Annotated in this window: 12 protein-coding genes; 2 read left to right on the forward strand and 10 right to left on the reverse strand. The window is 69.2% G+C overall.

All coding sequences use genetic code 11. The annotated features are described in order from the left end of the window. The 8 genes from secD to tesB all read right to left on the reverse strand — a co-directional run. On the reverse strand, window positions 1–1,501 hold a 1,501-nt coding region (gene secD / locus R1101_RS0108470; protein WP_081494057.1), incomplete at its 3' end, for a protein translocase subunit SecD. Between the two features lie 109 nt (window positions 1,502–1,610). Further along, window positions 1,611–1,940, reverse strand: coding sequence for a preprotein translocase subunit YajC (gene yajC, locus R1101_RS0108475; RefSeq protein WP_016933009.1), 330 nt, complete (start codon window positions 1,938–1,940; stop codon window positions 1,611–1,613). A gap of 147 nt (window positions 1,941–2,087) precedes the next feature. Continuing rightward, window positions 2,088–3,257 carry a Holliday junction branch migration DNA helicase RuvB gene (ruvB, locus tag R1101_RS0108480; RefSeq protein ID WP_016933010.1) on the reverse strand — a complete coding sequence of 390 codons (1,170 nt, stop codon included), beginning with the start codon at window positions 3,255–3,257 and terminating at the stop codon, window positions 2,088–2,090. Continuing rightward, window positions 3,254–3,850 (reverse strand): Holliday junction branch migration protein RuvA, encoded by a 597-nt coding sequence (ruvA, locus tag R1101_RS0108485; RefSeq protein WP_016933011.1) that lies wholly within the window; start codon window positions 3,848–3,850, stop codon window positions 3,254–3,256. Before ruvA ends, ruvB begins: the two co-directional genes overlap by 4 nt. Beyond that, window positions 3,847–4,425 carry a crossover junction endodeoxyribonuclease RuvC gene (gene ruvC, locus R1101_RS0108490; protein WP_026003039.1) on the reverse strand — a complete coding sequence of 193 codons (579 nt, stop codon included), beginning with the start codon at window positions 4,423–4,425 and terminating at the stop codon, window positions 3,847–3,849. The genes ruvA and ruvC overlap by 4 nt, the downstream gene beginning before the upstream one ends. Before the next feature lie 199 nt (window positions 4,426–4,624). Next, entirely contained in the window at window positions 4,625–5,377 is a 753-nt protein-coding gene (locus R1101_RS0108495) for a YebC/PmpR family DNA-binding transcriptional regulator (RefSeq protein WP_016933013.1), read from the reverse strand. 36 nt (window positions 5,378–5,413) lie between these two features. Then, window positions 5,414–6,085 carry a pyridoxal 5'-phosphate synthase glutaminase subunit PdxT gene (gene pdxT / locus R1101_RS0108500; protein ID WP_037222571.1) on the reverse strand — a complete coding sequence of 224 codons (672 nt, stop codon included), beginning with the start codon at window positions 6,083–6,085 and terminating at the stop codon, window positions 5,414–5,416. A gap of 94 nt (window positions 6,086–6,179) precedes the next feature. After that, a complete protein-coding gene (gene tesB, locus R1101_RS0108505; RefSeq protein ID WP_016933015.1) occupies window positions 6,180–7,004 on the reverse strand; it encodes an acyl-CoA thioesterase II in 825 nt (274 codons plus the stop codon). 142 nt (window positions 7,005–7,146) lie between these two features. Between tesB and R1101_RS0108510 the strand changes: the two genes are divergently transcribed. Continuing rightward, window positions 7,147–7,968: an alpha/beta fold hydrolase gene (locus R1101_RS0108510; protein ID WP_016933016.1), complete on the forward strand. Its 822-nt coding sequence runs from the start codon at window positions 7,147–7,149 to the stop codon at window positions 7,966–7,968. After that, complete coding sequence (locus R1101_RS0108515; RefSeq protein WP_016933017.1) at window positions 7,965–9,161, forward strand: SpoIIE family protein phosphatase; 1,197 nt, start codon at window positions 7,965–7,967, stop codon at window positions 9,159–9,161. Before R1101_RS0108510 ends, R1101_RS0108515 begins: the two co-directional genes overlap by 4 nt. Window positions 9,162–9,166: 5 nt before the next feature. On the opposite strand, the gene pdxS is transcribed toward R1101_RS0108515, so the two are convergent. Continuing rightward, on the reverse strand, window positions 9,167–10,069 hold the full coding sequence (gene pdxS, locus R1101_RS0108520) for a pyridoxal 5'-phosphate synthase lyase subunit PdxS (RefSeq protein ID WP_016933018.1): 903 nt from the start codon (window positions 10,067–10,069) through the stop codon (window positions 9,167–9,169). A 329-nt stretch (window positions 10,070–10,398) separates the two neighbouring features. Further along, window positions 10,399–11,445 (reverse strand): NUDIX hydrolase, encoded by a 1,047-nt coding sequence (locus R1101_RS0108525; protein ID WP_026003040.1) that lies wholly within the window; start codon window positions 11,443–11,445, stop codon window positions 10,399–10,401. Window positions 11,446–11,451: the final 6 nt, after the last annotated feature.

An 11,451-nucleotide genomic window follows, 5' to 3' on the forward strand; every position in this document is an offset into this window, starting at 1 on the left:
GTGGCACCGCGGAACGGAAGCTCCGCCCCTCCCGGATCTCGTCCTTGATCCGTTCGAAGAACACGACGAACGAGTCGGCGGTCATGCCGATACCGATGATCAGACCGGCGACGCCGGCGAGGTCGAGCGTGAACCCGATGTATCTGCCGAGCAGCACCATGACCGCGTAGACCGCCAGACCCGCGAGAACGAGCGACAACGCGGTGAGCAGTCCGAGCATCCGGTAGTACGCGAGGCAGAACAGGAGCACCAGGGCCAGACCCACCGCACCGGCGATCAGACCGGCCTCGAGCGATGCCAGACCCAGTGTGGCGGAGACGGTCTCGGCTTCGGATGCCACGAACGACAACGGCAACGAGCCGTACTTGAGGGTGTTCGCGAGCTCTGCGGCCTGCGTATTCGTGAACTGGCCGGTGATCGAGGTGGCGCTGCCGGAAGGGGTGGCGCCCTGGATCACGGGGGCGCTGACGACCTTGGAGTCGAGCACGAAGGCGGCCTGCTGACCGATGTTCGCGGCGGTGAACTGCGCCCACGTGTTGCTGCCCTCGCTGTCGAAGGTCAGGCTGACCTCGTAGCGCGACTGCTGCTGATTGAAACCGGAGGTCGCGTCCTCGATCTGCTGGCCGTCGATGATGCTCGGTCCGAGCAGGTAGATCGCGGTGCCGTCGGTCGAGCAGGCGACGAGAGGGAGCGCCGGGTCGTCGTTGCCGGCGAGCGGGTCGGCCGCGGAGCAGTCGAGGGCGAGGGCCGCCGCCTGCTGGACCGCGGGGTCCTCGCTCTGACGGGCGGCCTTGGCCGCGGCGATGTCGGCGGCTGCCTGTTCCTGCGGAGTGAGCGAGCCGTCGTTCGGCTGGGCAGGAGCGGGCGTCACGCCCTCCGGTGCGGGAGCGGGCGTCCCGGGTGCATCGGTGGGCTCGGCCGGAGCGTCGCCCGGTTCCGGGGCGTCGGTCGGCGCGGTGGGATCCTGCGCCGGGAACGGGCGCCCCTGTGGTTCGGGCGCCTCGGCCGGCGGCGCCTGGTCGGCGGGAGCCGGCTCTGCCGGTGCGGGTTCGGCAGGCAGGCCGCCGCCGGGTGCACCGGCACCGGGCTGCTGGGCGAGATCCTCGGCCGTCATGTTCGCGTCGATCGGTCCCCCGATCACCGGCCTGATGTACAGACGGGCGGTCTGTCCCAGAGTCCTGGCCTGGGCACTGTCCTCACCCGGAACGGTGATCACGAGGTTGTCGCCCTCGACGATCACTTCCGAACCCGAGACACCGAGGCCGTTGACGCGGGTCTCGATGATCTGCTGGGCCTGGCGGAGGCTGTCCGGACTCGGGCTGCTCCCGTCGGGGGTTCGCGCGGTAAGGGTGACGCGGGTGCCCCCCTGCAGGTCGATGCCCAGCTTCGGGGTGGGCGACTTGTCCCCGGTGAAGAAGACCAGTGCATACAACGCGGCGAGAATCACCCCGAACAGGGCGAGAGCGCGCACGGGATGCACCGATCCATTGGAAGGTGCCACGGTCTGTCGGTCTCCTCGATGAGAGTGAGTGGTGGTCGGATGCAGTCGCGCGGCGCTCGGCCTCGACACCGGGAGTCCGGTGCCGACACGGTGGGGCGCGGAGCTGCCGTCAGTACTCGGTGGGACGTCCCTCCGGCGGATTCGTATCGTCGTCCTTGCGGAACAGGTCCGGATCCTGCGCGGTCGCAGTCTCGACGCGTTCCCGGACGACCAGGCGCGACCAGGTGGTCACGACGCCCGGCGCGATCTCGAGATCGACGGTGTCGTCGGCGAGCGCCGCCACCGTGGCGTGCAGCCCCGCAGTGGTCATGACGCGATCGCCGATGCGCAGGGAATCCTGCAACACCGACACCTTCTGCATCTCCTTCTTCTGACGCCGCACGCCCAGGAAGGTGGGGACGAGCAGTGCCAGGATCAGGAGAGGGAAGAGCAGTTCCATCGTTGAAGTCAGTCCTCGGTCGTTGTCGGCGGGTGGTGACGCAGGCGACACCAGCGTGTCGTGGTGGCGCGGGCGGCTCCACGACGTCGGGGTCGGCCTCCACAGACCGACGCAGTAGACCAGTGTGCCATTCCCCGGCCGAGCGTCCTACCGCCGTACGTCCGGATCGTCCGGGTCGGACGGATCGGCACCACCTTCGCGGACGGTGCCGGAGCCGTCCTCGAACAGGTCGAGCTGGGGTTCACGCGCGCGTACCTCGATGCCACCGGTGGCGGCTTCCGGCGGCGGGGTGAGCCCGAGTTGCAGCCAGGCGGCCTGCGTGGCCACCCGTCCGCGCGGGGTGCGGGCCACCATCCCGGCACGGACCAAGAACGGTTCGCACACCTCCTCGACCGTGGCGGGTTCCTCCCCCACCGCCACGGCGAGCGTGGACACCCCGACCGGGCCGCCACCGAAACTGCGCACGAGAGCACCGAGCACGGCACGGTCGAGACGGTCGAGACCGATCGGGTCGACGTCGTACACCTCGAGCGCGGCCTGAGCGACGGCCCGGGTCACGACACCGTCGGCCCGCACGTCGGCGTAGTCGCGGACGCGCCGCAGCAACCGGTTCGCGATACGCGGAGTGCCCCGCGAGCGGCCGGCGATCTCCGCGGCAGCGTCGTCGCGCAGATCGATCCCGAGGATCGAGGCGGACCGGTGCAGGATCCGCTGCAGCTCGGGGGGCTCGTAGAAGTCCATGTGCGCGGTGAAACCGAACCGATCGCGCAGGGGGCCGGTGAGGGCACCGGAACGGGTGGTCGCGCCGACGAGGGTGAAGGGAGCGACCTCGAGCGGGATGGACGTCGCGCCCGGCCCCTTCCCCACCACGACATCGACGCGGAAGTCCTCCATCGCGAGATACAGCATCTCCTCGGCGGGGCGCGCGATGCGATGGATCTCGTCGATGAACAGCACGTCACCCTCGGCGAGATTCGACAACATCGCGGCGAGATCGCCGGCGCGTTCGAGCGCGGGACCGGAGGTGAGTCGTAGCGACGTGCCGAGTTCGGTGGCGATGATCATCGCCATCGACGTCTTGCCGAGACCGGGGGGTCCCGACAGGAGGATGTGATCCGGAGTGCCGCCGCGGAGCTTGGCGCCGCGCAGCACGAGCTGTAGCTGCTCGCGGACCCTCGGCTGCCCGATGAAGTCGTCGAGACTGGTCGGGCGCAGACTCGTCTCGATGTCGCTGTCGGAGGGCAGATGCTCGGCCGTCACCGGCGACCGCTCGCGGTCGGACGCGGCCGCGTCGAACTCGCGGTACTCGTCGGTCACCGCGACCTACCCAGCAGCTTCAGCGCCGACCGCAGTGCCGTGGAGACGTCGGCGCCCGGATCCTCGGTGAGCACCTTGTCGGCGGCCGGCTCCGCTTGTCGCGGAGTGAAACCGAGCCCGACCAGGGCCTCGACGATCTGGTCGCGCAGCGGCGAGGCACCGGCCGCGACCGACGCCGATCCGGCCGCACCGAAGGCCGCGACCTTGTCGCGCAGTTCGACGATCATGCGCTCGGCACCGCGCTTGCCGATCCCCGGTACCCGCGTCAGCGCCGCGGTGTTGCCGTCGGCCAGGGCCGCACGCAGGGCGTCGGGTTCGAGCACGGCCAGGGTGGCCATGGCGAGCCGGGGGCCGACCCCGCTGACCGTCTGCAACAGGCCGAACAACTCGCGCGCCTCCGAGTCGACGAAGCCGTACAGCGTCATCGAGTCCTCGCGGACGATCATCGCGGTGGCAAGTCTGGCCTGCTCTCCGCGCCGGAGCCCGGCGAGGGTCGCGGGTGTGGTGTTGATCCGATAGCCGATCCCTCCCGCCTCGATCACCACATGGTCGAGGGCTATGTCGAGTACCTCGCCGTGTACCGAGGCGATCACCGGCTACCTGCCTTCCGTACGGCCGACTGTTCGCGCAGCCGCTCCTCGTAGCGTTTCTTCTGCTGGGCGGCCGCAGCTTCGGCGGCCGCGAGTCTGGCGAGCAGCGGAGCTCGCCAACAGTGTGCGACGGCCAACGCGAGCGCATCGGCGGCATCGGCGGGCTTCGGCGCGGAATCGAGCTTGAGGATGCGGGTGATCATCGTGGTCACCTGCTTCTTGTCGGCCGTGCCGCTGCCGGTGACCGCGGCCTTCACCTCGCTCGGCGTGTGGAACATGACCGGGATCGCCCGCCGCGCCGCGGCCAGGGCGACGACGCCACCGGCCTGCGCGGTGCCCATCGCGCTACGCACGTTGTGCTGGGAGAACACGCGCTCGATCGCGACGACGTCGGGTTTGTAGCGGTCCATCCATTCCTCGACCGAGTCGGACACCTCGAGCAGCCGGTGCTGCAGGGCGAGGTCGGGCGAGGTGCGGATGACACCCACGGCGACGGGGATGACGTCGCGTCCGCGTCCGGTGTCGACCATCCCGAGCCCGCAGCGGGTCAGACCGGGGTCGACACCCATTACGCGCACCCGACTCACCTCTCGACACCCGAATACGGCCGGTTCCGACAACTCTCGACGGATCCCGACCCGCTCCGCACGATTGCGAACGCCTGTTCGAGAGCATAGCGGCCGGGGTCGGGTGCCGGGAGACCGACACGCGACCCCGGCCGCTGCGACAAGGGCGACGAGAGCGTCGCTCGGAGACGGATTACGACGCGAACGTCGCTCAGGCGTCGAGTTCTGCGAGCACGTCGTCGGAGATGTCGACGTTCGTGTAGACGTTCTGCACGTCGTCGCAGTCCTCGAGCGCGTCGACCAGTTTCATGACCTTGCGCGCGCCCTCGGCGTCGACGGGCACCTCGACCGAGGCCCGGAAATCCGGATCGGCGGAGTCGTAGTCGATGCCGGCGTCGACGAGAGCCGTACGCACGGCGATCAGGTCGCTCGCCTCGGAGACGATCTCGAACGAGTCGCCGAGATCGTTGATCTCCTCGGCGCCGGCTTCGAGGACGACCTCGAGGATCTCGTCCTCGCTCCGGTCGTTCTTCTCGAGCACCACCACGCCCTTGCGGGTGAACAGGTAGGCGACCGAGCCCGGATCGGCCATGTTGCCGCCGTTGCGGGTCATCGCCGTCCGGACCTCGCCGGCGGCGCGGTTGCGGTTGTCGGTCAGGCACTCGATGAGCAGCGCGACACCGTTGGGGCCGTAACCCTCGTAGGTGATGGTCTGCCAGTCGGCGCCACCGGCTTCCTCACCGCCGCCGCGCTTGCGCGCACGCTCGATGTTGTCGTTCGGGACCGAGCTCTTCTTCGCCTTCTGGATGGCGTCGAACAGGGTCGGGTTACCCGCCGGGTCGCCACCGCCGGTCCGGGCCGCCACCTCGATGTTCTTGATGAGCTTCGCGAACATCTTGCCGCGCTTGGCGTCGATGACCGCCTTCTTGTGCTTGGTGGTGGCCCATTTGGAGTGGCCGCTCATTCGCTTCGAGCCCCTTCCGGCGAAGTGTGGTCGGCGTCAACCGACAGGTCGGAGAGTCGATTCTACGCGCTCCCGTTGTGGGATACCGCCCGGCCGCCGGGTCGCCGAGCGCACGGTCTCCACGAACAGCCGGTGCACACGATGGTCACCGGTGATCTCGGGATGGAAGGACGTCGCGATCACAGCGCCCTGACGCACTGCGACCACTCGTCCCGCCGCCGGCCCGTCCGGCACCGTGGCGAGGACCTCGACGCCGGAACCGACCTCTTCCACCCAGGGTGCGCGGATGAAGACCGCGCGCACCGGACCGTCGTCGAGGCCCGTCACGGGCAGGTCGGTCTCGAACGAATCCACCTGGCGGCCGAACGCGTTGCGGCGCACCACGATGTCGAGTGCGTCCAGATGTTCGGCATCGTCGGTGGTGTCGAGCACCCGGGACGCGAGCAGGATCATGCCGGCACACGAACCGTAGGCGGGCAGCCCGGCCTTCAACCGGGCCCGCAGCGGTTCGAGCAGGTCGAACACACGCAGCAGACGGCTGACGGTGGTGGATTCGCCTCCCGGAAGGACGATGCCGTCGACCTCGTCGAGTTCGCGTTCGCGACGCACCGCGATCGTCCGCGCGCCTGCCGCCTCGAGAGCGCTGCGATGTTCGCGGACGTCGCCCTGCAATGCCAGGACGCCGATCGTGGGGGAAGTAGTGGTCACTGTTGCCTGCCTGTCCGTTCTGGGTCGCCGGTGTGCAGCGTCGGAGCGCCGGGCCCGCGACGGTTCCGAAGGGCGCCCGGTCGGGACTTCCCGTTCAGGAATCGCGCAGGTACCGCGTGAGTCCTTCCTGCACCACCGCCGCGACCATGTTGCCGTTGCGATCGAAGATCCGCCCCTGGGTCAGCGCCCGGCCCAGTCCGGCGGAGGGTGACGTCTGGTCGTAGAGCAGCCAGTCGTCGGCGCGGAACGGCCGCAGGAACCACATCGCGTGGTCCAGGGACGCGCCCTGCGTCCGTTCGTCGTCGTGGCCGACACTCGCCGAGCCCAGCAACGTCATGTCGCTCATGTACGCGAGGGTGCACACGTGGAAGACCGGATCGTCGGGAAGGATCTCGCGGGACTTGAACCACAACTGCTGCTGCGCGGCCATCCTGCTCGACGAATCCATCCGGTCGCGGGGAACGAACCGGAAGTCCCACTCGGCCCATTCCTTCTTGGCCCACAGCAGGGTGGCGTCGTCGATCACGGTCTCCGGATCGGGCAGTTCCTCGGGATCCGGCACCCGAGGCATCGTGTCCTGGTGCTCGATCCCCTCGTCGCGCACGTGGAACGACGCCGACATGGTGAAGATCGCCTTGCCGTCCTGGACGGCCGTCACGCGCCGGGTGCAGAAGGAGCGGCCGTCGCGGATCCGGTCGACGAGGTAGACGATCTGCATCGTGGGATTGCCGGGGCGCAGGAAGTAACCGTGCAGCGAGTGCACCAGATGGTCGGGTTCGACGGTGCGCACCGCCGACACCAGCGCCTGCGCGGCGACCTGACCACCGAACGTCCGCGGCAGCAGCGTCTCCGTCGCTATGCCCCGGAAGATGTCGTTCTCGATCTTTTCGAGCGCCAGGATCTGCTCGATCTTCGCCATGCGATCTCCTTCTGTGCACCGTTCGCAAGAAGGCTAGCTGCACGGACGTGCGCCGAACGCCGGGTCCCCGGGAAGTCGTGCGGCAACCGGGATCGCCTTCGAGTACCGAATGTGACACGCTCGGGAGAACAGAGGGGGTGCAATGCAAGACGTCACCGATGTGGTGCGCCGCAACAGCGTGACGATCACCGGGAACCGGCCGGGTCCGGTCGTCGTCCTCGCGCACGGTTTCGGCTGCGACCAGCATTTGTGGCGCCTGGTGACCCCGCGTCTCGAATCCGACTTCACCGTGGTGCGGTTCGACCACGTCGGTTCCGGGCGTTCCGATGCGACGGCCTGGGACCCTCGGCGCTATTCGCGGATGGAGACCTACGCGGAGGACGTCGTCGACCTGTGCCGGGGCCTGGACCTCGGTCCGGTGGTCTTCGTCGGTCACTCGGTGAGCGCCTCGATCGGCGTCCTCGCCGCCGCTGCAGCCCCGGACGTCTTTGCCGGACTCGTGCTCCTCGCACCGTCCCCGTGTTTCATCGACGATCCGGTCACCGGTTACCGCGGCGGGTTCAGCGCGGCCGACATCGACGAACTGCTCGACTCCCTCGAGGCGAACTATCTCGGCTGGACCGACACGATGGCCCCGGTCATCATGGGCAATCCCGGCCGGCCGGAGCTCGGTGACGAACTCGCCGAGATCTTCTGCCGCACCGACCCTGCGGTGGCGCGGGTCTTCGCCCGGGTGACCTTCCTGTCCGACAACCGCGCCGACCTGGCGGCGGTGTCGGTGCCCACTCTCGTCGCTCAGTGCGCCCACGATGCGATCGCGCCGCGTGAGGTCGGCGTGTTCGTTCACGAGCAGATCCCGGGGAGCGAACTCGTGACCCTGGACGCGACCGGCCACTGCCCACAGCTCAGCGCACCGGAAGAGACCGCCGCCGCGATCGCGGCGTTCGCACGCAGATCGGGGTGACGGCGACGCCCGATCGGATCCTCGATCCCGGCCCGCGCCACGGCGACATGCTCTACGAGAACGCGCCGTGCGGATTCCTCACGACCCTCCCCGACGGCCGCATCGCCGACGTCAACCGGACGCTGACGGACTGGCTCGGATACCCGAGCGACGACCTGGTCGGCAAGCGGTACTTCTCCGACCTGCTCAGCGTGGGCGGTCGCATCTACCACGAGACCCACTACGCTCCGCTCCTGCTCGTGCAGGGGCAGATCAACGGGATCGCTCTCGAACTCGTCCGGGCCGACCGGACCCGGCTGCCCGTCCTGGCCGCGTCCGTCGTGGAGTCCGACGCCGAGGGCAGGCCGGCACTGATCCGCACCATGCTCTTCGACGCCCGCGAACGCCGGGCCTACGAGTCGGAACTGCTGCGGGCCCGCCGGGAGGCCGAACTCGAACGCGAACGGCTCCGCACGGTCAACACCACTCTCCAGGCCACTCTCCTCCCGCCGAGCCTGCCGGAGGTGCCGGGCCTCGAGGTCGACGCGTACTACCACATCGCGTCTCCCGACGAGGTCGGCGGCGACTTCTACGACCTGTTCCCCGCGCGCGCCGGAACATGGGGACTGTTCCTCGGCGACGTGTGCGGAAAGGGCGCCCGCGCGGCAGCGGTGACGTCGATCGTCCGGTACACCTTGCGTGCCGCGGCGGTCTACGAGACGGACCCGTCGGCGGCGCTCAGGACGCTCAACACGACTCTGCTCGACGAACGCGACAGCGGCGCGCGAGCACCCTTCTGCACGCTCGCCTTCGGTACGGTCGCGCCCGACCCGGCGTCGGGAAGGATCGACATCCGCCTCGCCTCGGGTGGGCATCCGCCGCCGATCCTCGTGCGCGCGGACGGCAGCGTCGGTTACCTGCCGACGGTCGGCGGACAGCTGATCGGGATGCTGCCCGCCCCGCGACTCGTCGAGCACGCCTTCGCGTTGCGTCCCGGCGACACGCTGCTGTTGTACACCGATGGCGTGAGCGAGGCACTCGTCTCCGGTGAGACCCGTGAGCGTTTCGGGGAGGAACGGCTGCTCGATCACGTTCGCGCGTCGAAGCCGGCGACCGCCGCAGAGGCCGTCGGGGCTGTGTGCGAGGTGCTCGGGACGCTCGGGCAGGGCGTGCAGGACGACGTCGCCCTGCTCGCCCTGCACGCACCCCGATGAGGCGATCACCAGCCGCGTTCGGCGAGCCGGTGGGGTTGCGGGATCTCGTCGACGTTGATGCCCACCATCGCCTCACCGAGACCACGTGAGATCTTCGCGAGCACGTCCGGATCGTCGTGGAAGGTGGTGGCCTTGACGATCGCGGCCGCACGCTGGGCGGGGTTGCCCGACTTGAAGATTCCGGATCCGACGAACACGCCCTCGGCGCCGAGCTGCATCATCATCGCCGCGTCGGCGGGGGTGGCGATTCCACCGGCCGTGAAGAGGGTGACGGGCAGTTTGCCCGCCCGCGCGACCTCCACGACGAGATCGTAGGGCGCCTGGAGTTCCTTGGCGGCGACGTAGAGCTCGTCCTCGGGAAGCGAGGTCAGACGACGGATCTCCTGGCGGATCCGGCGCATGTGGGTCGTGGCGTTCGACACGTCGCCGGTGCCTGCCTCGCCCTTGGAACGGATCATCGCCGCGCCCTCGTTGATACGGCGCAGTGCTTCACCGAGATTTGTGGCACCGCACACGAACGGCACCGTGAACGCGAACTTGTCGATGTGGTTCTCGTAGTCGGCGGGGGTGAGCACCTCCGACTCGTCGATGTAGTCGACACCGAGGGCCTGCAGGATCTGGGCCTCGACGAAGTGGCCGATGCGGGCCTTGGCCATGACGGGGATCGAGACGGCCTCGATGATGCCGTCGATCATGTCGGGGTCGCTCATGCGCGACACGCCGCCCTGCGCGCGGATGTCGGCGGGCACGCGTTCGAGCGCCATGACCGCCACCGCGCCGGCGTCCTCGGCGATCTTCGCCTGCTCGGGGGTCACCACGTCCATGATCACCCCACCCTTGAGCATCTCGGCCATGCCTCGCTTGACGCGGGCGGTGCCGGTGACGGGGGCGGTATCGGGGCTGGTCACGATGGGAATTCCTCCTCGGTGGACGGATCGACGAATACTGCCGGCGCACGAGCGACCGGGCAGCGGTCCCCAGCTTAGGGGTGTATCGGAGCCGGACCCATAGCCAGTTGCGAACAACTGGACTGCATTATGTCGGTCCATTCCTTCACCGAGCGTCGGCAGGTTCGATCACGCCGACCCGAACTGTCGTCCGCATCAGCGCATATTCTCGTAGCGAGTGGCGCGCAGTCCGGGTATCGGGACCCGCATATTCTCGTCGGAACCGTCCAGTTCCGCACACTGGCCCGCACGTGTACACGCTCGGCGTGACCGAGATGCTTCTGGCGGTGTCAGTGGATCGCGCGGATCTCCGGTTCGCGTCGCCGCGCCGCGATCTGCCGCGCCTCGTCGAGAAGCTCGGGCAGATCCTGCGGGTAGACCGCGTTTCCGGACCGCACGAGCGCCTGCAGGTCCTCGTCGTCGAACCAGCGATGCTCGAGGCGCATGCGCCGCTCGAGATCGGTGAAACCCTCGTCGGCGGGTTCGAACGACGGCACCCGCACCGCGAAGAACAACTCCTCCGAATGCAGGACCTCCCCGTTGAACGGGAACACCGCCACACGCCGCCACATCGGCCCGCACAGGTGATCGCGATCGACGCGGAGGCCGGTCTCCTCGGCGATCTCCCGGAGCGCGGCCGTCGCCAGGTCCTCGCCACCCTCGACCGCGCCGCCGACCGTGAACCAGAAGTGCCGCTCGGGCGCCGCCGGGTCGTGTCCGCGCAGGAGCAGGACCCGGCCGTCCTCGTCGAGCAGCACGACCCTGGCCGACGTGCGTGCCCGATCCGGAATCGGAGTGGTGCGGGCGGCAGGTACGGGCGCGGGAGCGGTCGCGACCGTACCCGCGCGTTCGGCGATCTCGAAGTAGGTGGGCAGCGGCGCGGTACCGCCGAGATGCAGCAAGCGGACCGGCCGACGGCGACGCAGCGCCAAGGTGTCGCGCACCGCGTCGTTGTGGAAGCGACGGGCGATGAGGACCCGCGCCTCCGCGTCCGCGAGTTCGGCTACGAGCTGGGGCCGCAATCGGCCGGTCTCGAGCCGTGCCAGGGCCGCCGACAACGCGTTCTCGGCTTCCTCGCGCCGAGTACGGTCGGCCCGCTCGGCGGTGTCGGCGAGCAGTGCGAGGGCGCGTCCCTCCGGCACCGGGATCGACGCCGCGATGCTCCGCACGACCACCGCGCGCCGGGCCAGGGCCGCGTCCAGAGCCTGCCAGGACAGGTCCGAGCGCACGTGGAGGCGGTCGAGGCGGTTGGCGGTGGAATAAGCCCATACACCGATCGCTACGACGACAGCGGCCACCAGCGACAGGATCAGGATCGTCACCGCGCTGAGGGTCACGACCGG

The sequence above is a fragment of the Rhodococcus sp. R1101 genome (genome assembly GCF_000278445.1).
GTDB lineage: Bacteria > Actinomycetota > Actinomycetes > Mycobacteriales > Mycobacteriaceae > Rhodococcus > Rhodococcus gordoniae.

Coding starts and splice junctions, on each gene's coding strand:
- yajC (WP_016933009.1), bottom strand. CDS start 1,940: ATGGAACTGCTCTTCCCTCTCCTGATCCTGGCACTGCTCGTCCCCACC.
- R1101_RS0108495 (WP_016933013.1), bottom strand. CDS start 5,377: ATGAGCGGCCACTCCAAATGGGCCACCACCAAGCACAAGAAGGCGGTC.
- tesB (WP_016933015.1), bottom strand. CDS start 7,004: ATGGCGAAGATCGAGCAGATCCTGGCGCTCGAAAAGATCGAGAACGAC.
- R1101_RS0108510 (WP_016933016.1), top strand. CDS start 7,147: ATGCAAGACGTCACCGATGTGGTGCGCCGCAACAGCGTGACGATCACC.